General features: G+C 65.2%; 21 protein-coding genes. 6 read left to right on the plus strand and 15 right to left on the minus strand.

The features are described 5' to 3' along the window. Positions 1–78 precede the first annotated feature (78 nt). Positions 79–327 (plus strand): hypothetical protein, encoded by a 249-nt coding sequence (locus XdyCFBP7245_RS11295; protein ID WP_104615730.1) that lies wholly within the window; start codon positions 79–81, stop codon positions 325–327. A 79-nt stretch (positions 328–406) separates the two neighbouring features. Here the strand turns inward: XdyCFBP7245_RS11295 and XdyCFBP7245_RS11300 are convergent, their stop codons facing one another. From XdyCFBP7245_RS11300 to XdyCFBP7245_RS11320, 5 genes are all read right to left on the minus strand, one after another. Next, a complete protein-coding gene (locus XdyCFBP7245_RS11300; RefSeq protein WP_104615731.1) occupies positions 407–2638 on the minus strand; it encodes an NADP-dependent isocitrate dehydrogenase in 2232 nt (743 codons plus the stop codon). A gap of 373 nt (positions 2639–3011) precedes the next feature. Beyond that, entirely contained in the window at positions 3012–3566 is a 555-nt protein-coding gene (locus XdyCFBP7245_RS11305; RefSeq protein ID WP_104615732.1) for a hypothetical protein, read from the minus strand. A 107-nt stretch (positions 3567–3673) separates the two neighbouring features. Next, positions 3674–3967, minus strand: coding sequence for a LysM peptidoglycan-binding domain-containing protein (locus XdyCFBP7245_RS11310; protein WP_104615733.1), 294 nt, complete (start codon positions 3965–3967; stop codon positions 3674–3676). 103 nt (positions 3968–4070) lie between these two features. Next, positions 4071–4886 carry an NADPH-dependent 7-cyano-7-deazaguanine reductase QueF gene (gene queF, locus XdyCFBP7245_RS11315; RefSeq protein ID WP_104615734.1) on the minus strand — a complete coding sequence of 272 codons (816 nt, stop codon included), beginning with the start codon at positions 4884–4886 and terminating at the stop codon, positions 4071–4073. Between the two features lie 169 nt (positions 4887–5055). After that, positions 5056–6372, minus strand: coding sequence for a M20 family metallopeptidase (locus XdyCFBP7245_RS11320; protein WP_104615735.1), 1317 nt, complete (start codon positions 6370–6372; stop codon positions 5056–5058). A gap of 305 nt (positions 6373–6677) precedes the next feature. Here XdyCFBP7245_RS11320 and XdyCFBP7245_RS11325 point away from each other — a divergent pair, with 305 nt between their 5' ends. The 3 genes from XdyCFBP7245_RS11325 to XdyCFBP7245_RS11335 all read left to right on the plus strand — a co-directional run bounded on the left by XdyCFBP7245_RS11325 (position 6678) and on the right by XdyCFBP7245_RS11335 (position 14574). Further along, entirely contained in the window at positions 6678–7922 is a 1245-nt protein-coding gene (locus XdyCFBP7245_RS11325) for an efflux RND transporter periplasmic adaptor subunit (protein ID WP_104615736.1), read from the plus strand. A 93-nt stretch (positions 7923–8015) separates the two neighbouring features. Beyond that, positions 8016–11249 carry an efflux RND transporter permease subunit gene (locus XdyCFBP7245_RS11330; protein WP_104615737.1) on the plus strand — a complete coding sequence of 1078 codons (3234 nt, stop codon included), beginning with the start codon at positions 8016–8018 and terminating at the stop codon, positions 11247–11249. A gap of 184 nt (positions 11250–11433) precedes the next feature. Continuing rightward, positions 11434–14574 carry an efflux RND transporter permease subunit gene (locus XdyCFBP7245_RS11335; RefSeq protein ID WP_104615738.1) on the plus strand — a complete coding sequence of 1047 codons (3141 nt, stop codon included), beginning with the start codon at positions 11434–11436 and terminating at the stop codon, positions 14572–14574. 887 nt (positions 14575–15461) lie between these two features. Here XdyCFBP7245_RS11335 and hglS read toward each other — a convergent pair. From hglS to XdyCFBP7245_RS11395, 10 genes are all read right to left on the minus strand, one after another. Then, entirely contained in the window at positions 15462–16829 is a 1368-nt protein-coding gene (gene hglS / locus XdyCFBP7245_RS11350; protein ID WP_104615739.1) for a 2-oxoadipate dioxygenase/decarboxylase HglS, read from the minus strand. Between the two features lie 149 nt (positions 16830–16978). Beyond that, positions 16979–17596, minus strand: a complete 618-nt coding sequence (locus XdyCFBP7245_RS11355; RefSeq protein WP_170068615.1) for a hypothetical protein — start codon at positions 17594–17596, stop codon at positions 16979–16981. Between the two features lie 29 nt (positions 17597–17625). Beyond that, a complete protein-coding gene (locus tag XdyCFBP7245_RS11360) occupies positions 17626–18201 on the minus strand; it encodes a hypothetical protein (protein ID WP_104615741.1) in 576 nt (191 codons plus the stop codon). A gap of 255 nt (positions 18202–18456) precedes the next feature. Next, positions 18457–19215: an HAD family hydrolase gene (locus XdyCFBP7245_RS11365; RefSeq protein WP_104615742.1), complete on the minus strand. Its 759-nt coding sequence runs from the start codon at positions 19213–19215 to the stop codon at positions 18457–18459. A 36-nt stretch (positions 19216–19251) separates the two neighbouring features. Continuing rightward, entirely contained in the window at positions 19252–19689 is a 438-nt protein-coding gene (locus XdyCFBP7245_RS11370; protein ID WP_104615743.1) for an EF-hand domain-containing protein, read from the minus strand. A 200-nt stretch (positions 19690–19889) separates the two neighbouring features. Beyond that, positions 19890–20249 (minus strand): EF-hand domain-containing protein, encoded by a 360-nt coding sequence (locus XdyCFBP7245_RS11375; protein ID WP_104615744.1) that lies wholly within the window; start codon positions 20247–20249, stop codon positions 19890–19892. Between the two features lie 224 nt (positions 20250–20473). Continuing rightward, positions 20474–20851: a hypothetical protein gene (locus XdyCFBP7245_RS11380; protein WP_104615745.1), complete on the minus strand. Its 378-nt coding sequence runs from the start codon at positions 20849–20851 to the stop codon at positions 20474–20476. A 189-nt stretch (positions 20852–21040) separates the two neighbouring features. Continuing rightward, complete coding sequence (locus tag XdyCFBP7245_RS11385) at positions 21041–21235, minus strand: CPXCG motif-containing cysteine-rich protein (protein ID WP_104615746.1); 195 nt, start codon at positions 21233–21235, stop codon at positions 21041–21043. Positions 21236–21378: 143 nt separating this feature from the next. Continuing rightward, on the minus strand, positions 21379–22104 hold the full coding sequence (locus tag XdyCFBP7245_RS11390) for a M15 family metallopeptidase (RefSeq protein WP_104615774.1): 726 nt from the start codon (positions 22102–22104) through the stop codon (positions 21379–21381). A 449-nt stretch (positions 22105–22553) separates the two neighbouring features. Continuing rightward, positions 22554–23357: an N-acetylmuramoyl-L-alanine amidase gene (locus tag XdyCFBP7245_RS11395; RefSeq protein ID WP_104615747.1), complete on the minus strand. Its 804-nt coding sequence runs from the start codon at positions 23355–23357 to the stop codon at positions 22554–22556. 489 nt (positions 23358–23846) lie between these two features. On the opposite strand from XdyCFBP7245_RS11395, the gene XdyCFBP7245_RS11400 reads away from it, so the two are divergent. Together XdyCFBP7245_RS11400 and XdyCFBP7245_RS11405 are read left to right on the plus strand one after the other, a co-directional pair. Then, entirely contained in the window at positions 23847–25253 is a 1407-nt protein-coding gene (locus XdyCFBP7245_RS11400; protein ID WP_104615748.1) for a C40 family peptidase, read from the plus strand. Continuing rightward, positions 25250–26347 (plus strand): dipeptide epimerase, encoded by a 1098-nt coding sequence (locus XdyCFBP7245_RS11405; RefSeq protein ID WP_104615749.1) that lies wholly within the window; start codon positions 25250–25252, stop codon positions 26345–26347. The genes XdyCFBP7245_RS11400 and XdyCFBP7245_RS11405 overlap by 4 nt, the downstream gene beginning before the upstream one ends. Positions 26348–26615: the final 268 nt, after the last annotated feature.

Consider the following 26615-nt stretch of genomic DNA (forward strand, 5'->3'; position numbering starts at 1 on the left):
CGCAGACTTGCAAAAGCCTCGCTTTTGCATGACTCAGCCTGCGCCTACTGTGGCTTCCACTCAAGTGGGAGCAGGATCATGCGCATCTTTACCGAGTTGCTGTTCCAGCACGGGCACATTGCCGACGTGGCGCTTGCAAAGCAGTTGGCAGAACCCGAGATCGCGAGGGAGGTGGCAACGGACGCCACAACCGAACCGGCAAAGCAGACCGCGCAGAGCGCGCCGGTCGCGAGCGAGGCTGCGCGACAACGGCATGCCGAGAAACGCATGGCGCGGCGTGCACGCCGCCTGGTGCGGGCAATGACCGCGCTGTCGCCCTTTCGCTGAAACGACAAGGCCCGCCTGTCAACGAGGCGGGCCCTGCATATCGCACTGATTGCACGCACCGCCATGCGGTGCGCGGGGATCAGGCCTTCAACGTGGTCAGCACGTCATTGAAGGTCTTGCTCGGACGCATCGCCTCGCTGACCTTGGCCAGGTCCGGGTGGTAGTAACCACCGATCTCCACCGGCCTGCCCTGTGCGCCGTTGAGCTCGGCCACGATGGTGGCTTCGTTCTCGGTCAGCGCCTTGGCCAGCGGTGCGAACTTGGCCTGCAATGCGGTGTCTTCGGTTTGCGCGGCCAGGGCCTGCGCCCAATACATCGCCAGATAGAAATGGCTGCCGCGGTTGTCGAGCTCGCCCACCTTGCGCGCCGGCGACTTGTTGTTGTCCAGGAACTGGCCGTTGGCCACGTCCAGCGCCTTGGCCAGCACGGTGGCCGACGGATTGTTGTAGCGGTTGCCCAGATGTTCCAGCGACGCGGCCAGCGCCAGGAATTCGCCCAGCGAATCCCAGCGCAGGCAGTTCTCTTCGACGAACTGCTGCACGTGCTTGGGCGCCGAACCGCCTGCACCGGTTTCGAACAGGCCGCCACCGGCCATCAGCGGCACGATGGAGAGCATCTTGGCGCTGGTGCCCAGCTCCATGATGGGGAACAGGTCGGTGAGGTAATCGCGCAGCACGTTGCCGGTGACAGAGATGGTGTCCTGGCCCTTGCGGATGCGCTCCAGCGAGAACGTGGTGGCTTCCACCGGCGGCAGGATGCGGATATCCAGGCCGTTGGTGTCGTGATCCTTGAGGTATGTCTCGACCTTGGCGATGACCTGCGCGTCGTGCGCGCGCGCCTTGTCCAGCCAGAATACGGCCGGGGTATCGCTCAGGCGTGCACGCTCGACCGCCAGCTTCACCCAGTCCTGGATCGGCGCGTCCTTGACCTGGCACATGCGCCACAAATCGCCGGCTTCCACCGCATGCTCGAACACGGTGTTGCCATTGGCATCGGTGACCTTGACGGTACCGGCAGCCGACAGCTGGAAAGTCTTGTCGTGCGAGCCGTATTCTTCGGCCTTCTGCGCCATCAGGCCGACGTTGGGCACCGAGCCCATGGTGGACGGGTCGAAAGCGCCATGCGTGCGGCAGTCGTCGATCACCGCTTGATACACGCCGGCATAGCAACGGTCCGGAATCACCGCCTTGGTGTCTTGCAGCTTGCCTTGCGCATTCCACATCTGGCCGGAGTCGCGAATCATCGCCGGCATCGAGGCGTCGACGATGACGTCGCTGGGTACATGCAGGCTGGTGATGCCCTTGTCCGAATTGACCATCGCTAGCCCCGGGCGCTGCGCGTATTCGGCCTGGATATCGGCCTTGATCTGCGCCTGCTGCGCGTCCGGCAACGTGCCGATGCGTGCGTACAGATCGCCGATACCGTTGTTGGGATCGAAGCCGACCGACTTGAGCACCTCGGCGTGCTTGCTCAGCGTGTCCTTGTAGAACTCGCCGACCACCACGCCGAACAGCACCGGGTCGGAGACCTTCATCATGGTGGCTTTCAGATGCACCGAGAACAGCACATCCTTGGCCTTGGCATCGGCGATCTGCGCATCGATGAAGCTGGCCAGCGCACGCTTGCTCAGCACTGCGGCATCGACGATCTCGCCGGCCTTCACTGCAACCTTGTCCTTGAGCACGCTGCTGCTGCCATCGGCAGCGACGAATTCGATCTTCAGCGTGCCGGCCTCGGCCAGCGTGGTGGACTGTTCGCTGCCGAAGAAATCGCCGTCGTCCATGTGCGCCACGTGCGACCTGGAGTCGCTGCTCCACTTGCCCATGCGGTGCGGATGCTTGCGTGCGTAGTTCTTGACCGACAGCGGTGCGCGGCGATCGGAATTGCCTTCGCGCAGCACCGGATTCACCGCACTGCCCTTGACCTTGTCGTAGCGCGCCTTGATGTCTTTTTCCGCGGCGTCCTTGGGCTCGTCCGGATACGCCGGCAACGCATAACCCTGGCTCTGCAGTTCGGCGATCGCGGCCTTGAGCTGCGGCACCGAGGCGCTGATGTTGGGCAGCTTGATGATGTTGGCTTCCGGCGTGGTGGCCAGTTCGCCCAGTTCTGCGAGGTCGTCGGCGATCTTCTGCGCGTCGGTCAGGCTCTCGGGGAACAACGACAGAATGCGGCCGGCGAGCGAGATATCGCGCGTTTCGACCACGATCCCGGCGGTATCGGTGTAGGCATCGATGATCGGCAGCAGCGACTGCGTGGCCAGGAAGGGAGCTTCGTCGGTGAGCGTGTAGAGGATCTTCGGTGTCTTCGACATGAGGTGCGATGGCTCTTGTGGTCGGGAGGAGCGCCGATGCCCGGCGACGTTGACGTTGGCGTGCGCGACGGGAGTCGCTAGCGGCACGCCGATCGGCCAGCGCGGCGGACGCGGCATTGGATCAGCACGGCATTGTCGCGTCTGAGCCGCGCCCGGGTAAAGCGACCACAGGCGGACGCTTCATCCCGCCACACGGCCAATCGACATGGATGCAGCTGTAACGAATCCATTGCCGAACCAACGCATAGCAGAAAGGCGCGATCATGCGACCGCGCCTTTTGTTGCAACTTGATGCAGCCCGAGGTTGCCAGTGGCAGACATGACGGTGCTCACGTAGAGAGCCGTCGCCACAGGTGGCTGCCAATCAAGGCAATTATTTGACCGTAATGGTCTGCGGGTTACCTGCCGGTTTACCGTCGACCATAACCTGCGCGGTGTAAGTACCGGCGGGCCAGCCATCGGATTTGCTGAAGCTGAGGTTGGTGGTTTCTGCACCCGTGGTGGTCAGCGTGGCGTTTTGCTCGCCGGCCACTTGGCCGTCCTGATAGGTGAGCTTGGCCGAGACCGCTACGTTGCTCGCGCTGCCATCGGTCTTGACCGACACAATGATGGTGTCCTTGGAGCCGATGGTGGGGGACGGTGTCACCGTCTTGTCGGCGGCGGCCTTGGTCCCGACTACGACGCTGGAGACCTTCACCGCAGAACCCATCGCGGCTGCGGTGTCGGTGCTGGCGGCGCCGGTCGCGGTGCTCTGCCCGGCTTGGTCGCTGGCCGGCGGCGTGGCGGCCGGACCCGGCATCGCCTCAGTGGCAGCACCGGAGGTGGGATCCTTCGAAACGCTGGCGTCTTCGTCCTTCTTGCAACCGGACAATGCGAGCACGCCGGCAAGCGCAATCACGAGCGTGCTTGAAACGGATTTGGTACGCATGGATCAATCTCCGATGATCGAAAAGATCGTTGTTTCTGGAATGTTTTTGCAAGACGCACACACATCGCACCGTGTACCTCGCAGTGCAGTGACGATCGCCTAGGCAGCTACGCCTTGTGCGGCAAACGCAGGACCTGGCCCGGAAAAATTTTGTCCGGATCCTTGAGCGTTTCGCGGTTGGCTTCGAAAATGCGCGGCCACAATGCGCCATCACCCAAGTGACGTTTGGCGATGCTGGACAGACTGTCGCCTGCCTGCACAGTGACTGATTCCTCGACCAGCTCTGCGGTGCTCTGCACGCTGGTGCGCACGTTGGAAAAATCCGGAGCAGGCGTCACGTCGGCGGTGCTATCGACCGACGACGCCACGTTGGAGAAATCTGCTTTTTTATCGGTACTCATTGCTGCAATCCTTCGTGCATCACGAGGACTGCAGGGTGCGCGGAGCGCTGTTAAGCATGGATCGCGCCACCGTGAAGCTGGCGCGATCCTGTCGCGCAGCGACTTACTGACGCAAATCGCGGAAGATCGACAGCGGCGTGGGCACGCTGGGGGAGCTGCGTAGCGGATTGATGTCCAGCCCGCCACGGCGGGTGTAGCGCGCCTCGACCACCAGCCACTCAGGGGCGCAACGGGTCAGCACGTCATTGAAAATGCGCTCCACGCATTGCTCATGAAACTCGGCGTGGTCGCGGAAACTCACCAGATAGCGCAGCAGGCCTTCGCGGTCGATCGGCGCGCCCCGATAGCGCAGCGTGACGCTGGCCCAATCCGGTTGGCCGGTCACCGGGCAATTGGATTTGAGCAATGCCGAGGTCAGCACTTCTTCCACTGCCGCCGCTGTCTGCGCACGCAGATACGCCGCATTGGGCGGGCCGTAATCGTCGATGCTGACATCCAGGGTATCGATCGACTCGCCTTCGCCCACCGCATCGATCGGCGGCAAACCGAATTCCACCGATACATCGGCGCCGGCGCGCGTGGACAGGTCGGTGACGATGCGCGTGCGCACCGCTTCGGCACTGTTGAAGCGCGTGGCATTGAGCGAGTTGAGATACAGCTTGAACGATTTGGATTCGATCAACGACGGCGAATCGAAGGGCACATGCAAGGTGGCCGTGGCCACGCACGGCTTGCCCTGTGCATCCAGCCAGCTCAGCTCGTAGGCGTGCCAGCGATCGCGGCCGATAAAGGGCAAGGCGCCGGTCAGGCCGATCGCCTCGCGACCGGCCGCGCGCGGAATCGGAAACAGCAGCGACGGGTCGTAGCCGCTGGGGTAAGCGACCTCACGACCGAGGGTGGACTCTTCTGGGGTATTCATCGCGCCATTTTAGGCCGAGCCGACTGGCCGTGAGCTATATGGCGAACGCTGGAGCACCGAGCTGGCAACAGCAGCAGCGGGTCTTCAAGCAGCCCGCCGACCCACCTGATTGGCGACGGTCAGCGGGAATCGTGCAACTGCACGCGATTCCCGATTCCCGATTCCCGATTCAGCCTGTCTCACCTTGATGCAGATAATCCAGCGACACCTGCAACAGCGCGCGCAGGCCCACGTCCAGCGAGGACTCGTCCAGCAGGAACTGCGGCGAATGGTTGCTGGGCGCGGTGGCCGGGTCGATCCCCTTGGCGGTGGAACCGACGAAGAAGAACATCGACGGCACCTGCTGGGCGTAGAACGAGAAGTCTTCGGCGCCCATCTGCAGCGGCGGCTCGTAGACGTTGTCGGCGCCCACCACGGCCTGCAGGCTGGGCAGCATCCTGGCGGTCAGGGCCGGGTCGTTGACCGTGGCCGGGTTGCCGTCCTGGTCGGGCACCTTCGCATCCACCTTGGCGCCGTGTGCGGCGGCGGTGTGCTCGGCCACGGTCTTGAGGTCGGCGAAGATCTGCTGGCGCATGCCTTCGTCGAAGGTGCGGATGGTGCCGACCATTTCCACATCGTCGGGAATGATGTTGTAGCGGATGCCGCCCTTGATCGCGCCGAAGCTCAGCACCGCCGGCTGCTTGGACAGGTTGGCGCGGCGGCTGATCACCGTCTGCGCGGTGGAAATCATGTCGGCGCTGGCCACGATCGGGTCGATGCCGTTCCACGGCGCCGAGCCGTGGGTCTGGCGGCCGATCATCTTGATCGCAAAGCGGTCAGAGGCCGCCATCAGCGGGCCGCTGCGCACCGCGATCTTGCCGGCCTGCACGCTGGAGAACACATGCAGGCCGAATACCGCCTGCGGCTTGAAGTCGGCAAACAAGCCCTCCTTGAGCATCAGCGAGGCGCCGCCTTCCTCATTGCCCGGCGCACCTTCTTCGGAGGGCTGGAAGATCAGCATCACTTCGCCGGGCAGCTGGTCGCGCATGCCCACCAGCGCTTCGGCCACGCCGAGCAGGATGGCGGTGTGGGCGTCGTGGCCGCAGGCATGCATGACCCCGACCTGCTCGCCGCGGTACTCGGCGGTCGCCTTGGAGGCGAAGGCCAGCCCGGTCTGCTCGGTGACCGGCAGCGCATCCATGTCCGCGCGCAGGGCGATCCTGGGGCCGGGCTTGCCGCCCTTGATGATCGCCACCACGCCGTGATGGGCGATGCCGGTACGCGGCTTGAGGCCGAGCTTACGCAGCTGCGCGGCCACGGTGGCGGCGGTGCGCTCCTCGCGGTTGGACAGCTCCGGGTGCTGGTGGAAGTCGCGGCGCCACTGCACCACCTTGGGCTGCAGCGCGCTGGCGGCGGTCTGGACCTCGGGCCGTGGCGCAGCCTGTGCGGCGGCAAGCGTAGGCAGGGCCAGCAGCAGCGCGCTGGTCAGCAGGCGGGAATGGCGCATCGAGAATCCTCCAATCAGTGGCCGTCACAGTAGTGCACCGCACCGCCAGAGCGCAGCGTGGCCGGTGGCGAACGCCTGGTTGGCCGGCGCCACGGGCCGCCGGGCGCGGTGGGGGTCGATTCAGCCCGGCGGTCAACCGCAGCGGCGCTGACGCGTTGCCGCTGCACGCATCCGTGAACCATGCGGTCGTTTCGCCCGGCGAGCCGTTACTTCAGTAACGCTCAATTGCCCGGACGCAGCGATATGCTTTGCAAAGCCGCCCCACGGTCGCCCCAGGCGCCCGGCCCGCCCTCAGGAGTTGTCGCATGTCGCGTTTTTGGAAGATCACACTGCTGGTCGTAGCGGTGCTTGTCGTGGTGTTTGTCGCAATGCGGATGATGGGCGGGGGCAATCACGGCAAGCGGGCGGACGCGCCGGATGGCAATGGCACCGAAAACAGCGGCCCGGTGCCGGTCACGGTGGTGGCTGCCACCACCCAGGACGTGCCGGTCTACGCCAGCGCGCTGGGCACGGTCACCGCGCTCAATACGGTCACGGTCAGCCCGCAGGTCGGCGGCCAGCTGATGAGCCTGAATTTCAAGGAAGGCCAGGAAGTGAAGAAGGGCGACCTGCTGGCGCAGATCGACCCGCGCACGCTGCAGGCCAGCTACGACCAGGCGCTGGCGGCCAAGCGACAGAACCAGGCGCTGCTGGCGACGGCGCGGGTGAACTACCAGCGCTCCAACGACCCGGCCTACAAGCAGTACGTCTCGCGCACAGACCTGGATACCCAACGCAACCAGGTGGCGCAGTACGAGGCGGCGGTGTCGGCCAACGATGCGCAGATGCGTTCGGCGCAGGTGCAGTTGCAGTTCACTCGCGTCACCGCGCCGATCGACGGCATCGCCGGCATCCGCGGGGTGGACGTGGGCAACATCGTCAGCGCCAGCTCCACCATCGTCACCCTGACCCAGATCCGCCCGATCTACGTGTCCTTCAACCTGCCCGAACGCGAGCTGCAGGCCGTGCGCAGCGGCCAGGCGGCGTCGCCGCTGGGCGTGGCGGCGCTGGATCGCGGCGATGCGCATGTGGTCAGCGGCGACGGCAAGCTGGATGTCATCGATAACCGCATCGCCGCCGACAGCGGCACCTTCGGCGCGCGCGCGATCTTCGACAACACCGACAACGCGTTATGGCCGGGGCAGTTCGTCAACGTGCGGCTGCAGCTGCGCACCATCTCCGGCGGCACCGTGGTGCCGACCCAGGCCGTGCAACGTGGCCCGGACGGCGACTACGTGTACGTGGTGGGCAACGACAACACCGCGCAGATGCGCACCGTGGTGCAGGGCGTAGAAGTGGACGATAGCCATGTGCAGGTCACCAAGGGCCTCAAGCCCGGCGAGCGCGTGGTCACCGAAGGCCAGTTCCGGCTCAAGCCGGGCAGCAAGGTCAGCGCGCTCAAGCCGGGCGAAACCCCGCCCGAGCCCACCGAAGCCGAGCTCAAGGCGGCGCAGGACAAGCAGAAGAGCAGCGGCGGTGGCGGTGGCCGACGCGGCGGCGGCCCGCGCTAATGCCTGACCACTGGCGACGGGACACCCCGCCGCCAGTGCGCGTCGGCGCCCTGCGCGCCGGCACCGATTGACGTCTTCAGCAAGGACTCCCCCGTGGGCTTTTCGACCATCTTCATCCGCCGCCCCATCGCCACCTCGTTGTTGATGGCGGGCGTCCTGCTGCTGGGCATCCTGGGCTACCGGCAATTGCCGGTGTCGGCATTGCCGGAAATCGACGCGCCCAGCCTGGTCGTGACCACCCAGTACCCCGGCGCCAACGCGACCACCATGGCCTCGCTGGTGACCACACCGCTGGAGCGCCAGTTCGGGCAGATCTCCGGCTTGCAGATGATGACCTCCGACTCGTCGGCAGGCCTGTCCACGATCATTCTGCAGTTCTCGATGGAGCGCGACATCGACATCGCCTCGCAGGACGTGCAGGCGGCGATCCGCCAGGCCACCCTGCCCTCGTCGTTGCCGTATCAACCGGTCTACAACCGGGTCAATCCGGCCGATGCGGCCATCCTCACCCTCAAGCTCACCTCCGATTCGCTGCCGCTGCGCGAGGTCAACCGCTACGCCGATGCGATCCTGGCCCAGCGCCTGTCGCAGGTGCCGGGCGTGGGCCTGGTGTCGATCGCCGGCAATGTGCGCCCGGCCGTGCGCATCCAGGTCAACCCGGCGCAGCTGTCGAACATGGGCCTGACCATGGAGTCGCTGCGCAGCGCGCTGACCCAGACCAATGTCAGTGCGCCCAAGGGCTCGCTCAACGGCAAGACCCAGTCCTACAGCATCGGCACCAACGACCAGCTCACCGATGCGGCGCAGTACCGCGAGACCATCATCAGCTTCGCCAACGGCCGCCCGGTGCGGCTGGCCGATGTGGCCAACGTGGTGGACGGGGTGGAAAACGACCAGCTCGCCGCCTGGGCCGATGGCAAGCCGGCGGTGCTGCTGGAAATCCGCCGCCAGCCCGGCGCCAACATCGTGCAGACGGTGGAGCAGATCCGCAGCATCCTGCCGCAGCTGCAATCGGTGTTGCCGGCCGACGTGCATCTGGAGGTGTTCTCCGACCGCACCGAAACCATCCGCGCCTCGGTGCACGAGGTGAAGTTCACCCTGGTGCTGACCATCGCGCTGGTGGTGGCGGTGATCTTCGTGTTCCTGCGCCGGCTGTGGGCCACCATCATTCCCTCGGTGGCAGTGCCGCTGTCCCTGGCCGGCACCTTCGGGGTGATGGCGTTCGCCGGCATGTCGCTGGACAACCTGTCGCTGATGGCGCTGGTGGTGGCGACCGGGTTCGTGGTCGACGATGCGATCGTGATGATCGAAAACATCGTGCGCTACATCGAACAGGGCAAGACGGGCCCGGAAGCGGCCGAAATCGGCGCCAAGCAGATCGGCTTCACCGTGTTGTCGCTGACGGTGTCGCTGGTGGCGGTGTTCCTGCCGCTGCTGCTGATGCCGGGCGTCACCGGGCGGCTGTTCCATGAGTTTGCGTGGGTGTTGTCGATTGCAGTGGTGATCTCGATGCTGGTGTCGCTGACGCTGACGCCGATGATGTGCGCCTACCTGCTCAAGCCAGACGCCCTCCCCGAAGGCGAAGACGCGCACGAACGCGCAGCGGCGGCCGGCAAGACCAATCTGTGGACGCGCACGGTGGCCGCGTACGAGCGCAGCCTGGATTGGGTGCTGGCGCACCAGCCGCTGACCCTGGCGGTGGCGATCGGCGCGGTGGCATTGACGGTGGTGCTGTATGTGGCGATCCCCAAGGGCCTGCTGCCCGAACAGGACACCGGCCTGATCACCGGCGTGGTGCAGGCCGACCAGAACGTGGCCTTCCCGCAGATGGAGCAGCGCACCCAGGCGGTGGCCGCCGCTCTGCAAAAAGACCCGGCGGTGACCGGCGTGGCCGCCTTCATCGGCGCCGGCACCATGAACCCGACGCTCAACCAGGGCCAGTTGTCGATCGTGCTGAAGACGCGCGGCGACCGCGACGGCCTGGACGAGGTGCTGCCGCGCCTGCAAAAGGCCGTGTCCGGCATTCCGGGCGTGGCGCTGTTCCTCAAGCCGGTGCAGGACGTCACCCTGGACACCCGCGTGGCCGCCACCGAATACCAGTATTCGATCTCGGACGTGGACAGCACCGAGCTGGCCACCTGGGCCGGGCGCATGACCGAGGCGATGCGCAAGCTGCCCGAGCTGGCGGATGTGGACAACAACCTGGCCAACCAGGGCCGCGCGCTGGAGCTGAGCATCGACCGCGACAAGGCCAGCATGCTCGGCGTGCCGATGCAGACCATCGACGACACGCTCTACGATGCCTTCGGCCAGCGCCAGATCTCCACCATCTTCACCGAGCTCAATCAGTACCGCGTGGTGCTGGAAGTGGCGCCGGAATTCCGCAGCAGCACCGCATTGATGAATCAGCTGGCGGTGGCCAGCAACGGCAGCGGCGCACTGACCGGCACCAATGCCACCAGCTTCGGCCAGGTGACCTCGTCCAACTCGTCCACCGCCACCGGCGTGGGTAACCAGAACACCGGCATCGTGGTCGGCGCCGGCAGCATCATTCCGCTGGCCTCGCTGGCGCAAGCCAAGGTCACCAACACGCCGTTGGTGGTGAGCCACCAGCAACAGCTGCCGGCGGTGACCATCTCGTTCAATCTGGCGCCGGGGCACTCGTTGTCGCAGGCGGTAGCAGCGATCGAGAAGGCACGCGAAGACCTCAAGATCCCGACCCAGGTGCATGCGCAGTTCGTCGGCAAGGCGGCCGAATTCACCGGCAGCCAGACCGATATCGTGTGGCTGCTGCTGGCCTCGATCGTGGTGATCTACATCGTGCTGGGCGTGCTGTACGAAAGTTACATCCACCCGCTGACGATCATCTCCACCCTGCCGCCAGCCGGTGTCGGCGCGTTGCTGGCATTGATGATGTGCGGGCTGAGCCTGTCGGTGGACGGCATCGTCGGCATCGTGCTGCTGATCGGCATCGTCAAGAAGAACGCGATCATGATGATCGACTTCGCCATCGACGCCCGCCGCGAAGGCGCCAACGCGCACGAGGCGATCCGCCGCGCCTGCCTGCTGCGTTTCCGCCCGATCATGATGACCACCGCCGCCGCCATGCTGGGTGCGTTGCCGCTGGCACTGGGCACCGGCATCGGCTCGGAACTGCGTCGCCCGCTCGGCATCGCGATTGTAGGTGGCCTGTTGCTGTCGCAGCTGGTGACGCTGTACACCACCCCGGTGATCTATCTGTACATGGAACGCGCCGGTGAGCGCTTGCGGGCATGGCGCGCGCAGCGTGCCGCTGCGGCGCTCGGGCATGCTGGAGAACGGACATGAGGATGGGCGCCGCAATAATCGGGACCGGGGACCCGGGACCGGGGGCCCGGGATGAAGCCAGGAGGCTGAGCAACGCCCCCAGGACCCCAGAAGCAGCGAGCCACCAGCGCGAGCAGCGGCAGTTGCCTTCGCTTTCCCGAGTCCCCGGTCCCCGGTCCCCGGTCCCGGCTTCGGAATCGTCCCAATGAACATCTCCGCGCCCTTCATCAAGCGCCCGATCGGCACCTCGCTGCTGGCGATCGGTTTGTTCGTGATCGGATTGATGTGCTATCTGCGGCTGGGCGTGGCGGCGTTGCCGAACATCCAGATCCCGGTGATCTTCGTGCACGCCACGCAGTCCGGCGCCGATGCCAGCACCATGGCCTCCACCGTCACCGCGCCGCTGGAACGCCACCTGGGCCAGCTGCCGGGCATCGACCGCATGCGCTCGTCCAGTTCGGAGAGCAGCAGCCTGGTGGTGCTGGTGTTCCAGAGCAATCGCAACATCGATTCGGCCGCGCAGGACATCCAGACCGCGATCAATGCATCGCAATCGGACCTGCCTTCCGGGCTCGGCACGCCGATTTACTCCAAGGCCAATCCGAACGACGACCCGGTCATCGCCATCGCCTTGACCTCGGACACCCAGTCGGCCGATGAGCTCTACAACGTGGCCGATTCGCTGCTGGCGCAGCGCTTGCGCCAGATCACCGGCATCAGCTCGGTGGATATCGCCGGTGCGTCCACGCCGGCAGTGCGCGTGGACGTGGACCTGCGTGCGCTCAACGCACTCGGGCTGACCCCGGACAATCTACGCAACGCGGTGCGCGCCGCCAACGTCACCTCGCCGACCGGCTTTTTGTCCGACGGCAACACCACCATGGCCATCATCGCCAACGATTCGGTGGCCAAAGCCGCCGATTTCGCGCAGTTGGCGATCTCCACCCAATCCAACGGGCGCATCGTGCGGCTGGGCGATGTAGCCACCGTCTACGACGGCCAGCAGGATGCGTATCAAGCCGCCTGGTTCAACGGCAAACCGGCGGTGGTGATGTATGCCTTCACCCGCGCCGGCGCCAACATTGTCGAGACCGTGGACCAGGTCAAGGCGCAGATTCCCGAGTTGCGCGCCTACCTGCAGCCCGGCACCACGCTCACGCCCTACTTCGACCGCACGCCCACCATCCGCGCTTCGCTGCACGAGGTGCAGGCCACGCTGATGATCAGCCTGGCGATGGTGGTGCTGACCATGGCGCTGTTCCTGCGCCGGCTCGCGCCCACGCTCATTGCCGCGGTCACCGTGCCGTTGTCGCTGGCCGGCTCGGCGCTGGTGATGTACGTGCTGGGCTTCACCTTGAACAATTTGAGCCTGCTGGCGCTGGTGATCGCCATTGGCTTTGTGGTCGACGATGCGATCGTGGTGATCGAGAACGTCATGCGGCATCTGGACGAAGGCATGCCGCGCCTGGAGGCCGCCCTGACCGGTGCGCGCGAGATCGGCTTCACCATCGTCTCGATCACTGCCTCGCTGGTGGCGGTATTCATTCCGATGCTCTTTGCCAGCGGCATGGTCGGCGCGTTTTTCCGTGAATTCACCGTGACCCTGGTGGCGGCGATCGTGGTGTCGATGCTGGTGTCGCTGACCTTGACCCCGGCGCTGTGCAGCCGCTTCTTGTCGGCGCATACCGAGCCGGAAAAACCCGGCCGTTTCGGCGCCTGGCTGGACCGCATGCACGAGCGCATGCTCGCCGTGTACACCGTGGCGCTGGATTTTTCGTTGCGCCACGCGTTGTTGCTGTCGCTGACGCCGTTGCTGTTGATCGCCGCCACCATTTTTCTGGGTAGTGCGGTCAAGAAAGGCTCGTTTCCCGCGCAGGACACCGGCCTGATCTGGGGCCGCGCCAATTCCAGCGCGACGGTGTCGTTTGCCGACATGGTCAGCCGCCAGCGCCGCATCACCGACATGCTGATGGCCGACCCGGCGGTGAAAACCGTGGGCGCGCGGCTGGGCTCCGGCCGCCAGGGCTCGAGCGCCTCGTTCAATATCGAGCTGAAAAAACGCAGTGAGGGCCGCCGCGACACCACCGCGCAAGTGGTCGCACGCCTGAGCGCCAAAGCCGACCGCTACCCGGATCTGGACCTGCGCCTGCGCGCCATCCAGGACCTGCCCAGCGACGGCGGCGGCGGCACCAGCCAGGGCGCGCAATACCGCGTGTCGCTGCAGGGCAACGATCTTGCACAGCTGCAGCAATGGCTGCCCAAGCTGCAGGCGGCGTTGAAGAAGAACCCACGCCTGCGCGATGTCGGCACCGACGTGGATACCGCCGGCCTGCGCCAGAACATCGTGATCGACCGCGCCAAGGCCGCGCGCCTGGGGATTACGGTCGGTGCGATCGATGGCGCGTTGTATGGCGCGTTCGGCCAGCGCTCGATTTCCACCATCTATTCGGATCTCAACCAGTACAGCGTGGTGGTCAACGCACTGCCCTCGCAGACCGCCACCCCCAAGGCGCTGGATCAGATCTTCGTGCCCAACCGTGCCGGGCAGATGGTGCCGATCACCGCGGTGGCCACCCAGACCCCCGGCCTGGCGCCGCCGCAGATCATCCACGAAAACCAGTACACCACGATGGATCTGAGCTACAACCTCGCCCCGGGCGTGAGCACCGGCGAGGCGGATCTGATCATCAAGTCCACAGTGGACGGATTGCGGATGCCCGACGGCATCCGCCTCAGCGGCGACGATAGTTTCAATGTGCAGCTCAGCCCAAATTCGATGGGGGTGTTGCTGCTGGCTGCCGTGCTCACCGTCTACATCGTGCTGGGCATGCTCTACGAGAGCCTGATCCACCCGGTGACCATCCTGTCCACGCTGCCGGCCGCCGGCGTGGGCGCGCTGCTGGCGTTGTTCCTGACCAACACCGAGCTGTCGGTGATCTCGATGATTGCGTTGGTGCTGCTGATCGGCATCGTCAAGAAGAACGCGATCATGATGATCGACTTCGCCTTGGTGGCGCAGCGCGTGCATGGCATGGATGCGCGCGCGGCCGCACGCGAGGCGTCGATCGTGCGCTTCCGCCCGATCATGATGACCACGATGGTGGCAATTCTGGCGGCGGTGCCGCTGGCGGTGGGCCTGGGCGAAGGCTCGGAACTGCGCCGCCCGCTCGGCATCGCGATGATCGGCGGCCTGGTGTTCTCGCAGAGCCTGACCCTGCTCAGCACCCCGGCGCTCTACGTGATCTTCTCGTGCCTGAGCGAGCGCTGGAAGGCACGCCGCGCGCGTGCGCGCGCACGCCGTGCAGAACGCGCGGCAGCACGGCGACCAGCAGCCTCGGCGCACTGAGGCTGGGCTGACAAAAACCGAAGAGAAGTGATTGAACGGTGTGGATGCGTTGCGGTTGTGGAGCGGCTGATCTGCGGCTTGGCTGCAAGGCCCTTGCCCGCCCACCATCGCGGGACACGCTGCAAGTACGTCCTTGTAAGCTCTTACGCGGCATCCATGCCGCGTAAGGTCCCGCGACGGTGAGCGGGCAAGGACCAGTCGAGAGTGTCGGTGTGCAGGGTTTTAAACAAAGCTACCGATCAACTCTCTGGTGCGGTGTCCTCACCGCTTGCGGGACCGTGTGGCGGCATGGATGCCGCCACCGAGCCTCCACGGATGGATTCACGGCGTGTCCCGCAAGCGGTGAGGGCATCGCATCCTCGACCAGCTCGGCTTCCGAACATCCAAGCAACGCCGTAGCTCAAGACCTCGCTCGCCTTGAGAGGTAATCGAACGGTGTGGAGATGCCGCGGGGTGCAGAGCGGATGATTTGCGGGTTGGCTGCAGGGCCCTTGCCCGCCCACCATCGCGGGACACGCTGCAAGGACGTCGTTTTCAGCGCTTACGCGGCATCCATGCCGCGTAAGGTCCCGCGACGGTGGGCGGGCAAGGACCAGTGGAGATGGTCGGTGTGCGTGGTTACACGCAGGGGATGGAGCGCGGTAGTTCGATTAGGTGCGGTCTGATCAGCTTAGTTCTATCCGATCGATGTCACTTCCCTCCAACACCAACTCATTCGTCAAAGCAGGGGCGTGTGGCCAACACGCCGCCGCTATCGAGACAGCGTTGAGAACTTTATCAGTGGCCCTTCGTAGTGCGTGCAGTTGGGCGATATCGCATGCAGCAACTGAAACTGCGGGATACCGCTACCTCACACACCCACCTGAGACCGCCGCCCGGTTGCTGCCTTACACCACCAACGCCTGCAGCGATGCGCGTTCCAGCTGCGCATACAGCGCGAACTCGTCGTGCACTTGCGCGCCCAGCGCCTGCTCGAAACCGCGTTTGCTCGAATGTGCGGCGTAGGCGCGTTGCTCGGCACCGCCAAGATTGGACTGGAAGATACCGGCCGCGCTGACCGGCAAGAAGTCTTCGTAGATGATCGGATCGGCACTGACCAGGCCGAGCGCAATCGCCGTTTCCGCAGGCATTGCAGCCACCTGGGCCGGATCGGCACGGCCGGCATCGGTCAACGCATAACGGAAATAGCCCAATCCTTCCTGACGCAGCAGCGCCTCGTCATCGGGAAAGGCCACGAACGCGGTCTGCAGCCGGGTGGCGTAATCGGCACCGGTGCTGCCGGCACCCTCGGCATCACGCGCCTGCGCCAGTAACGCGTCGTACAGCGCGCGGCCCTTGGGCGTCAGCGCAAGCCCGCGTTGTTCGATCTCGCCAAAGCGTGCGGTATGGGTGCCGTGCTCGGGCTGCCCACCGTCGCCGACAAAGCGCACCGACTCTTCCAGCGCCTTGAAACTGGTCTGGCGCAGCAGGATCGGCACACGCCGACGCGGCGGCCCTTCGATCACCGCCTTCGCATCGATGCCGGCGCGCTGCATCTGCGCCTGCGCCGCGTCGATATCCAGCGTGCGCGGGGTCAGATGGTTGATATGCGGGCCGTGGAAACTCACCACATCGGCAATCAATTTGTGCGCATCGCTGAGGGCGCGATAGGTGGGCAGCGACACCGTGGCATCGCCATGCCAACGGAAGGTCTCCAGCGCTTCGGCCACAAACTGTTGCGCCTGCGCGGCATCCAGGCCGCCCGCGCGCGCGCACTGGTCGATCAGCTCCACGACACCGTTGGTGAAGATCTGCCGCTGCTCCAGGATCTGCGCCGCCTGCGCGCGCAACGCGGCGTCCTCGATCAGTTCCAGCCGCAGCAACGAGGTGAACACGCGGAACGGATTGGCCGACAGCGCGGCCTCGTCGATCGGGCGGAATGCGGTGGAATGCACCGGCACGCCTGCTACGGAGAGGTCGTAATAGCCCACCGGGTGCATGCCCATCACCGCGAACAGGCGACCCAAGGTGGCCAGTTCGGCCGCCGTGCCGACCCGGATGGCGCCGTGCCGCTCCAGATCCAGCCGGGCGCGCTCGTCGTTGCGCTGCAGTCGCGCTGCCAATGCCGGATCGCCGTCCAGCGTCTGCGCGTTGACTCGCGCCACCAGCGTCATCAGGTCGCCGTACAACGGCACCTCGGCGCGATACATGTCCGACATCGCCTGCGCGAACAGGCTGCGAATGTGATCGGGAGAGACAAACACGGTATCGCGCATGGCATGGTCTTGGCAGAGGCCGGCCGACGCCAGCGTTACCGCATTCTCGCCGACCGCGCCCTGCGGCGACCAGCGGCACGGCAGCAGCGCGACCGCGCGTTGGCGCCCAGACAGCCGCTGCGCCCCGGGACCGGCGGCACGGTTGCGCGTTACAAGCCGGCCTGCGCTGCGGCGTCGGCCGCTTCGCTGGCCTCGCGCGCAGCCTCCAACCGCTGCGCATGATCGCCGAGCTGGCGACGCAGCAGCGCGTCCAGAGTGATCGGCCGTTCCCAGCGGTCGTAGCTGGCAACGATGGCATGCCGCAACGCGCGCAAATGCGCGCTATCCGGCGCCACCGACAGCCGCGTGATCACCCCCTCCCATCCATCGTGATGGTCGCGCGCGTAGGCGCGCACGCTGTCGCGGCACGACAGCTGCACCGTGTGCGCCCACGCGCAGGCGAAGTAGATATCGCCGGCATGCCAGCCATGCACCTGCAGCAGCGCCTGCACGTAGCCGCGCGGGGTCTCGGTATAGCGGGCAACTTCATCGATAAAGCTGTCGGGGTAGCGCTGCGCGTAGCTGCCCATATCGGCCAGATGCTGGTCCACCCACGCATCGCCCGTACCGGGCATCACTGCCGGCGCGGCCTCCTGCGCCTGGGTACCGGCAGACAGCGGTGGCACGCCCTGTGCCACCGCCAGCACCGGAACCAGCAGGGCAGCCAGCAATGGCAGCGATCGCGAGCGAGGTGAACGTATGACAGGCATGCCCAGATGATGCCGCATGCCCGCGCCGGTGTCAGGCCACACCCGTATTAGCGCAGATCGTAAAAACCGATGGTATGCACTTCGCGGCAGCCGCTCAGATCGCAGGAGCCCACGTAGCCGGGACCGATGTAACGTTGGCGCGCATCGCGATTGTGCGGGCTGCTGTACGGGTCCGGCCCATACAGGCCGTTGCCGTAGTAGATCTGCCCATACGGACGGTTGCGCGATGCCCCAAACCGCAGTTCGCGGCCATAGCCATAACCGCTGTAGCCACCGCCGTAGCGGACGTCAGAGTATCGACCGGGCCAAAACGCAGAACCGCGGTCGCTTGCAGTCGCGCGGGACTGCAATTTCGCGATGCTCTCACCGTGCGCATCCACATAGCCTTGTTCACTGTCGAAGCGGACGGTGCGGAAATACACGATCTCCCCACCCACCTTGCGCGTGCGAAGACGCACATAGTCGCCCGCATCTTCGTAGTACGGCTGCCCGTCGCGAAAGATCACCTCGCTGGGGTTGATGACTTCTTCTTCGAGCTCGGCAGCCGCAAGCGGCGTGGTGCCGGCGAGCAGCCCCAGCGCAACGGCCAGCACTGCACGATGGGTGACGGACAACATGTTCATGGGCAATCCCTCCAAAGTCGGCCATGCACGCCTGCTGGCCGGAACGTCCTGTTGACGGGCACAGCAATGTGCCCGCATGTCGATTCATAGCATCTGCAAACCGGCGCCTGCGTAGCAACCACCCTGGATTGTCCAGCAAACGTGGAAAATCCAGCCAGTACCACAGCAGTGCAACCACTGAAGGCGCGTCGGCACGGAGCACGCCCCCAAGCGGTCGCGACCGTTCCTTCTAACCGCAGACGCGTGCCGCGGCGCTTAGCTTAGCGCGTGCCGCCCAGCCAGTGCATCTAGCGCATGCACGGCGGCCGGCCAGCCTGCGGCATCGGGCACTTCGCGCATGCGCGGTTCGTCGGCGGCAACGCCGTGTTCCTGTTCGTGCGCCCAGGTCACCGCGTAGGGTGTGTAGATACCCCAGCCGCCGATCGCCAGCACCGGCTCCACGTCGGAGCGCAACGAGTTGCCGATCATCACGAAGCGCTGCGCCGGCAGGTCGAATTCGCCGAGCACGCGCGCATAGGTGGTGGGGTCTTTCTCGGACACCACCTCGACCCGCGGGAACAGGTCGGTCAGGCCGGACTGGGCGATCTTCTGCTCCTGATGGAACAGATCGCCCTTGGTGATCAACACCACCGCATAGTCGGCGGCGATGGCGCTGACCGCCTCACGCACCCCGGCGATCACATCTACAGGGTGCTGCAGCGTGGCGCGTCCAATCTCGACGATGCGCTGAATGTCGCGCGCGTCGATGCGGGCGTTGGTCAGTTCGATGGCGGTTTCGATCATCGACAGCGTCATGCCCTTGGCGCCGTAGCCGAACACCTTCAGGTTACGCCGCTCCACCGCCAGCAGGTGCTGCTGCATGCGGCTGTCGCCCAGATCGAGATAGCCGGCCAGGATCGCTTCGAAATCCGCTTCGGCGCTGCGATAATAGTCCTCGCTTTTCCAGAGGGTATCGTCGCCGTCGAAGCCGACCAGTTGGATCGCCTGGCCGTCGCGCTGTGTCAGAGAGGTCATCGCATCAGTCTAGCAGCGCGCAGATGCGCTGCTGCGTCAGTCGCCTGCAGCGTCGCCCGGACCGGGCTGGTAGCTGGCGAATTCGTCGCGCGACAGGCGTCCGTCGCCGTTGCTGTCGAAGTCGGCGAAATTCTCGCGCAGGATCGGGTCGGCCCCGGCCTCCTCCCGCGTCAGCGAGCCATCTGCATCGCTGTCGAGGCTGCGGAAGCTGCGCGGTGCCAGCGTCCCGGCCGGTGCCGCCACAGAGAACTCGGCACCACTGCTGGGACGCACCGGGCCAGCGGGATCGGTGGGGAGTAGCGGCGTCGTTGCAGGTAGTGGCGGCTCGATCGGCAGGGGCGACATGGTCGGAGCATTGGTACCCGGCGGCACCAGCGGTTGCTGCGCGGTGGCCGGCGGCAACTCCGGCGGCGCGGCAAACGCCAGCAGCGGGATGCATAGACACGCCAGTACGGTCACGCGCAGCTGCACCATGGGAGAAGGCCGGAATTAGGGCGTTTCACCGTAGCGCGTGCGACGTAAAGAAAACGGGAGCGGCCCTGGCAGGCCGCTCCCGTGTCTCCATCCCGATCCGGCGCACGAGGCGTGATCGGTTTGCCTCACCTGCACCCGACTCCTGTTTGGCTGGTAGAAGCGGTCTGTGAAAATACAGCCTCTTATCGCAGCAACGCCGATCAGTTCCCCTGCGAGCCGCTTGCAGCGCCGCCGCTCTGCTGGGTGGCAACGAAGGCCTTGTATTCATCCGGGGTCAGCTTGCCATCGTGATTGCCGTCGGCCTGGTCGAAGATCTGTGCCAGCCCGGCGTTGACCTGCGCTTCCGGCTTGCTGATCGCACCGTCGCTATCTGTATCGACGCTGGCCCAGGTCTGACCGCCACCCCCGGAATTCGAGCTACCGCTCTGGGCGCCAGTGGCCGAACTTCCCGACTGCGCTGCAGCATCCTGAGAGGTGCTTTGCGCCATGGCCGGCAGCGCGAGAGCGGCGACAAGGGCGGCGGTGGCGGCGAGCAGCGAGATGCGATTGCGATTGTTCATTGGGTGGTCTCCTTGGCTTGGGAATGCGCGGTGTCGCCGCACATGACATCACCCTACCCATCGCAAATGAACGCTCAACCCGGCGTAATTTCGTACCAAACGTCCTCTTAACCACAGCGCTGAACGATCTGCTTAGCTCCGCGTTAGCGACTGGTGAGTCAAACAGAAGCAGCGCATTCAACAGAGAGATTTTTGAGAACTATGCCGCGTTTTTTCGATCCCGTTTACGCACCTGGTACGTCGTCGTCCCAGCTTCCGGAGCTGAACAGTTTCCAACCCACCACGACGCCAGCGATCGCACCGGCGACTTCGAGGATGACGCGCGAGCCCAATTCATTGGGGTCGTGAATCTTCGCCAGCGCCAGCCGCGCGTACAACGGCGACTCCAACCGCACAATGCTGGTGTAGACGAGATTCCAGATGTCGTAGCCGGCACCGATGGCCACGGCAAGCAGGCAGGCAATTCCCAGCGTGTGGCCGTGGGTGAACTGCAGGCGTCGACCGCTGTATTCGACCGCAGCGAACAACAGCACCCCAAGCACCAGCGCAATCAGGCCGGCCTCCAGCGAACCGAGCAGGCCGAAATGCAGGGGCAGATTCATCGTGGCGATCCAGGCAGCAGGCGCGCCAGTCTAGCGGCTAAGGAGAACAGATCCGGGTGCAAGCCGAATCGCTGGACGAGCGCGCGAACGCAGCAGCGGCGATGGCGCGCAAGGCGCGAGCGCGAATGGGTCCGGCATGCTCTGCAGCCTGCTGCATCGCGGCATACAGGCCGGGTCGGCAACGCGGCCTCAATCGTCCTGACCACGCGCAGTCACCTGCGCCTCGCCATCCTCGTCCCATTGCACGCCGACCGAGATCGGCTTGCAGCACACCTGGCAATCTTCGATGTACTGCTGATCGCCACCGGTGAGGTCCAGCGTCAGCGTGATCCATTCCCCGCAATATGGGCAGGCGACATCCAAAAAACGTTCCGGGTCAGACATGACGATTACTCAAGCAGCGGCACACCACGGCCGGTGGCCGGCGAAGCGGCAAACGCCGCACCAGGGACTGCAATGTACGAGCGAACGACCGACTGCACGCGTAGAACCAGACCGGCAGCCGTTGCGGCCGAGCGTGGGCGCGCTCAGTCCACCGGTACATCGTAAGCGGTATCAGGCGTGGGCTCGGGACGGAAAGTGAAATGCCACCATTCCATCGGATAGTTGGCAAATCCCTCGGCGGCCATCGCACGCAGCAGATGCTGGCGATGCGCACGCTGCGCCCTGCTGATCTCGGGTGCAGCCGCATGCGCACGCGGATCGAAAAAGTCGAACTCGGTGCCCATCTCCACGGCATGACACGCACCGCGCCGGCAGTCGAGCAAGCCCAGGTCCAGGGTCGCGCCGCGGCTATGCCCTGAGGTCTCGGCAATGTAGTCGCCCAACAGCGCCTGCTTGTCCACACGCGGGTAGTAGTGCGGCTTGGTCGACTGATCCTGCAGGTCCGCCGCCCATGCCACAAATGCATGCACCGCTCGCACCGGCCGGTAACAATCGAACACCTGCAAGCGATAGCCGGCCGCCTTGAGAGTGTGCGCCACCTTCGCCAATGCCTCGGCTGCCGGCCGCAACAGATAGCACCGCGGTGCGAGATACCCAGGCACCACGCGCCCGGTAAAGTTATTACTTCCCGCATAGCGCATGTCGACAGCGATCTCCGGCGCAAGGGTGCGCACGTCGATCAGTCCAGCTTGTGCAGCAGTGGTCGCCGGCGAGATTGCAGGTGCGGCTGTGGCAGAGAAGCATGTGCTTGCCAACGCCACTGCAAGTAACAGCCAAGGCAGTGCAGTCTTCTGATGGCTCGAAGGCATTGCGGGAATGTGGACCAGGTCGGAATGCGTCATTTGCGAAGCATAGGCGATCAACGCAAAAGGATCGGCGTCCTGACGTTGCCATTGTGTCTCGGACGCGGATTGCTGTTGTCTCTGCTCCATCGCATGATGGCATGCCCGCTGCTTGTCCAGGTATGCACGATTGGTGTCCAGGGGATTGTCCGGATTGCGTTGCACCGCAATCGAGCACTTCCATTGGTCCTTTCCAGTCAAATCCAGGTGATGGACGCACCCAAGTGAGGGGCTTGCCGGGCCTCATCGCGCGTCGCCCTTCTGAGCTCTCGATGAGCCGATTCCCTGGTCATGCAATGCGGCTCCAGAAACGTACCGCGACAGAGGAGAACCAAGGAGCGCCAAACATCGGCACTCCCGGTACTTGCTTGTTCGGTACCCAGAGCATTTTTCTGACGAAGCCACCGTAGGCAACGCTATTCCACGCCGGACTCACTTGTCGGTACGAGGGTCTGCGATCGCTTCCCTGCCGGTTGCGTCAACGCATACAGGATCCGCAGATCCTCGGCATCCAGCGTACTAGCGCTGTTGCTGCGGTAGTGGTGATGGAAGGCCTGTAGCGTGGCGGCGGGATCGTCGAGGCCATAACCCAGCAACGCAAGCGCCTGCCAGGGGTCGAAGCCTGCCGGTGCCGGCGGCGCGTCCGGGGCGGGCCAGCGGCCGAAGCCGGCATCGGCCAGGCGTTTCCAGGGAAACAGCGGGCCTGGGTCGTTCTTGCGTGTGGGAGCGACGTCTTCATGACCGACGATCTGGGTGCGCGGGATGCGCAGACGCGTGCACAGGTCTTGCAGCAACACCAGCAGGCTGTCGATCTGCGCTGGCGCGAACGCTTCGCTGCCGTCGTTGTCGAGCTCAATACCGATCGAGGCCGAATTGATGTCGGTGATGGTGCCCCAGCGGCCGGCACCGCCATGCCAGGCGCGCTGCGCGTCGCTGACCAACTGGTAGCGCTGCCCATCCTCGCCGATCAGGTAATGCGCACTGACGCGGCCGCCGCTGTTGCGCCCGCGCAGCGTGCTCAGGCTCTGCTGCACCGAGTGCTGGTCGGTGAAGTGCAGCACGATCAGAATCGGCCGCCGCGTGTCGTAATTGGGCGACGGCACCCACTGCGCAAGCGGGTTGCGCTGCGGCGCATGCGCGCAAGCACCCAGCGACAGCGCGACCACGCAGACCAGTGCCCGCAGCCAGACCGATGAACACGAATGGGAAATAGGCGACATCGGGTTTCTCTTGAGGGCACTCGGAGCGGCTGACAACAGCCCGCGAATCGTCGCCAGCACGATGCAGATGCTGACAGCTGGAGTGTACGAGAGGAAACGCCGACGCCGGGTCATGGCCGCGGTCGCTGACGGCGGCTGCAATCGTTTATGGCCGCTCGCAGGTGGTTCGCCGCGTCACCAGGTTCGGGCGAGGCTGACGTCTGCCTAGCTGCCGGCGCTGCGGATGGCAAAGCGACATGTCAGCCTTGCCACCGATGCAAAGTGCGTGGCAGCGATCAATGGATCGACGCGCCTCCCATCGCGGCAGCACGTGATCGCAACAGCGGGAATTACCAGATTCTAGATAGCGATAACCGCTTACGGTCTGCGCACCGCGAGCTGTCCCGCGTACACTTCCGATCACCCTCGCAACTGCTGTGCGTGGAGATCGGTGCGCCGCTCTCCAGCCAAGTTGTATTGCACTCCACGCGCACTCCTCCAGAGCTTTTCATGCCCCTGTCGCGCCGCTTGCTGATGTTGCTGTTGATCGCACTTGCGCTGCCCAGTCGCGCGGCGCCCGCGAGTACGTTGGCGTCGCCAGCCGCGCCATTTGCGGTCAGCGACGCGCAGCTGACGCCGGACTACTGGATCCAGCGCAGCCGCAATGCACAGGTGCCGCATTTGAACGCTGCACAGATCGCCGCCTTCAATGCCCGCCTGTTGCGCGACGATGCGTCCATGCACGATCTGTCGCAGCTACCCGAGGTCATGCCCGGCGCTGCGGTGCGTGCGCGGATCGAGTCGCTGTCGGCGCCACCGACGCGTGCGCTCTACGACGCGGATGGACATCGTATCGACGCAGCGCGCCTGTCGGATCTGCGCCACTCGCTGGCCCTGGATGCACTCTCCGCAACGGTGGCGCCGCAGTTCGCACTGGTCGTCCAGCGCGCGGCACTGCGCACCTTCCCCACCTCCCAGCGCGTGTTCACCAGTCCCGACGATCGTGATATCGACCGCTTTCAGGAGTCGGCACTGTATCCCGGCACGCCGGTGGCCGTGCTGCACACCAGTGCCGATGGCGCGTGGCGGTTTGTGCTTGCGGCCAACTACGCAGCGTGGATCGCTGCCGACAAGGTCGCCGAAAGCAGTCGCGAGCACGTGTTGCAGTACGCACAGCGCGGCCCACGCATGCTCGTGACCGGCGCCCGCGTGCAGACCGCGTACACCCCGGAGCTGCCCGCCCTCTCGGCAGTGTCGCTGGACATGGGTACCAGCCTGCCCCTGCATGCCGACTGGCCATCGCAGCAGCAGGTCAACGGACAACTGCCGCTGGCAGCCTACGTGGTGCAACTCCCAGTGCGCGATGCCGATGGTCGCTTGCAGTTGGTGCCGGCCCTGATCCCGCGCGGCGCCGATGTACGCGCCGAACCCTTGCCCGCGACCGATGCCGCGTTGCTGCGCCAGGCGTTCAAGTTTCTCGGCGAACGCTACGGCTGGGGCAACGATTACGACGCCCGCGATTGCAGTGGGTTTGTGCTGGATATCTACCGCAGTCTGGGGATTGCGCTGCCGCGCAATACCGGCGATCAGGCGCGCAGCCCGGCGCTGCGCACCGTTGCGTTCGATGCACGCGCGCCACGACCGCAACGCCTGCAACAGCTGGCGCAGCTGCGCATCGGCGACCTGATCTACATCCCTGGCCACGTGATGCTGGTGATCGGGCACGAGCGTGGCGCTCCATGGGTGATCCACGATGTGGCCGGTGCCAACTATCGCGCTGCCGATGGCGGCGTGCAGCGTGCGGGCTTGAACGGGGTGTCGGTGACACCGCTGTTGCCGTTGCTGGCCACCGATGGCACACCGTTCATCGATCACATCACCCGCATCCAGCGCATCGCGCCGATCGGCTCCCCATGAAGATCACCGGCTTCCGCCTCGGCATGCTGCGCGTGCCATTGAAAACACCGTTCAAGACCGCGGTGCGCACCGTGCAGACGATCGAAGACGTGGTGGTGCTGCTGCAAACCGATAGCGGACATATCGGCTATGGCGCGGCGCCGGCGACCGCGCCGATCACCGGCGATACGCACGGCAGCATCATTGCCGCGATCCGGCAGTGCATCGCACCGCGGCTGATCGGCCAGGATGTGGCCGATCTCAATCGGCTGTGCGGCCTGGTACACCACGCGCTGGAACGCAACACCAGCGCCAAGGCCGCGGTGGAGATCGCGCTCTACGATCTATGGGCGCAATCCTTCGGTGCGCCGCTCTATCAGCTGCTCGGTGGCGGCACGCCGCGCATCACCACCGACATCACCATCAGCGCCGATCGCATCGACATCATGGTCGCGCAGGCGCAGTCGGCATTGGCGCACGGCTATCGGTCGCTGAAGATCAAAGTAGGTAAGGACAGCGCGTCGGATGTAGAACGCGTCAAGGCGATCCACGCAGCCGTCGATGGGCGCGCATCGCTGCGCCTGGATGCCAACCAGGGCTGGACGCCCAAACAGGCGGTGCGCAGCATGCGCCTGCTGGAAGACGCCGGCCTCGTGCTGGAATTGCTCGAACAACCGGTCAAAGCTGCCGATATCGATGGCCTGGCCTTCGTCACTGCACGCATCGACACCCCGGTGATGGCCGACGAAAGCGTGTTCTCACCATCGCAGGTGATCGACCTTCTCCAGCGTCGCGCGGCCGACATCGTCAACATCAAACTGATGAAGACCGGCGGCCTGTCCAATGCCATCCGCATCGCCGATATCGCGGCGCTGTACGCTGTGCCATGCATGATCGGGTGCATGATCGAATCCAGCATCAGCGTCGCGGCAGCCGTGCATCTGGCGGTGGCCAAGGCCGACAGCATCACCCTGGCCGATCTGGATGCACCGGCGTTGGGGCAATTCGACCCCACCGAGGGCGGCGTGCAGTTCGAGGACGCGCAGATCCATATCGATGACTCGCCGGGTCTGGGCATCCGCCGTATCCGCGGGCTGGAGCTGTTGTCCGACTGACCTGCCCGTTGCAGGCGACATGTCCGGCGGCAAGCAACGGCGCACTTGACCGCCGACGTAGGCGGGCCCTTGCCGCCTGCTTGCGCCATCCACACCGTAAAAACAACGGACACAGCGATCGCGATCCAACGTAGCGCTGCAATGCACTCAGCATCGCCATGCGCCACATACCCGCGTTGCTGGGTACAGTAGGCCTGCCCACCCGACACCCTCGGTTACGGTAAGCGTGCCGTCATCCACACCGATACACCGCATCCCTCACCAGCTC

This window comes from Xanthomonas dyei (assembly GCF_002939865.1).
Lineage (GTDB): Bacteria > Pseudomonadota > Gammaproteobacteria > Xanthomonadales > Xanthomonadaceae > Xanthomonas > Xanthomonas dyei.

Coding starts and splice junctions, on each gene's coding strand:
- XdyCFBP7245_RS11385 (WP_104615746.1), bottom strand. CDS start 21,235: ATGTCTGACCCGGAACGTTTTTTGGATGTCGCCTGCCCATATTGCGGG.
- XdyCFBP7245_RS11380 (WP_104615745.1), bottom strand. CDS start 20,851: ATGAATCTGCCCCTGCATTTCGGCCTGCTCGGTTCGCTGGAGGCCGGC.
- XdyCFBP7245_RS11355 (WP_170068615.1), bottom strand. CDS start 17,596: ATGCGGCATCATCTGGGCATGCCTGTCATACGTTCACCTCGCTCGCGA.
- XdyCFBP7245_RS11295 (WP_104615730.1), top strand. CDS start 79: ATGCGCATCTTTACCGAGTTGCTGTTCCAGCACGGGCACATTGCCGAC.
- hglS (WP_104615739.1), bottom strand. CDS start 16,829: ATGCGCGATACCGTGTTTGTCTCTCCCGATCACATTCGCAGCCTGTTC.
- XdyCFBP7245_RS11320 (WP_104615735.1), bottom strand. CDS start 6,372: ATGCGCCATTCCCGCCTGCTGACCAGCGCGCTGCTGCTGGCCCTGCCT.
- XdyCFBP7245_RS11310 (WP_104615733.1), bottom strand. CDS start 3,967: ATGAGTACCGATAAAAAAGCAGATTTCTCCAACGTGGCGTCGTCGGTC.
- XdyCFBP7245_RS11360 (WP_104615741.1), bottom strand. CDS start 18,201: ATGAACATGTTGTCCGTCACCCATCGTGCAGTGCTGGCCGTTGCGCTG.
- XdyCFBP7245_RS11390 (WP_104615774.1), bottom strand. CDS start 22,104: ATGCCTTCGAGCCATCAGAAGACTGCACTGCCTTGGCTGTTACTTGCA.
- XdyCFBP7245_RS11300 (WP_104615731.1), bottom strand. CDS start 2,638: ATGTCGAAGACACCGAAGATCCTCTACACGCTCACCGACGAAGCTCCC.
- XdyCFBP7245_RS11370 (WP_104615743.1), bottom strand. CDS start 19,689: ATGGTGCAGCTGCGCGTGACCGTACTGGCGTGTCTATGCATCCCGCTG.
- XdyCFBP7245_RS11325 (WP_104615736.1), top strand. CDS start 6,678: ATGTCGCGTTTTTGGAAGATCACACTGCTGGTCGTAGCGGTGCTTGTC.
- XdyCFBP7245_RS11400 (WP_104615748.1), top strand. CDS start 23,847: ATGCCCCTGTCGCGCCGCTTGCTGATGTTGCTGTTGATCGCACTTGCG.
- XdyCFBP7245_RS11405 (WP_104615749.1), top strand. CDS start 25,250: ATGAAGATCACCGGCTTCCGCCTCGGCATGCTGCGCGTGCCATTGAAA.
- XdyCFBP7245_RS11395 (WP_104615747.1), bottom strand. CDS start 23,357: ATGTCGCCTATTTCCCATTCGTGTTCATCGGTCTGGCTGCGGGCACTG.
- XdyCFBP7245_RS11365 (WP_104615742.1), bottom strand. CDS start 19,215: ATGACCTCTCTGACACAGCGCGACGGCCAGGCGATCCAACTGGTCGGC.
- XdyCFBP7245_RS11335 (WP_104615738.1), top strand. CDS start 11,434: ATGAACATCTCCGCGCCCTTCATCAAGCGCCCGATCGGCACCTCGCTG.
- XdyCFBP7245_RS11305 (WP_104615732.1), bottom strand. CDS start 3,566: ATGCGTACCAAATCCGTTTCAAGCACGCTCGTGATTGCGCTTGCCGGC.
- XdyCFBP7245_RS11375 (WP_104615744.1), bottom strand. CDS start 20,249: ATGAACAATCGCAATCGCATCTCGCTGCTCGCCGCCACCGCCGCCCTT.
- queF (WP_104615734.1), bottom strand. CDS start 4,886: ATGAATACCCCAGAAGAGTCCACCCTCGGTCGTGAGGTCGCTTACCCC.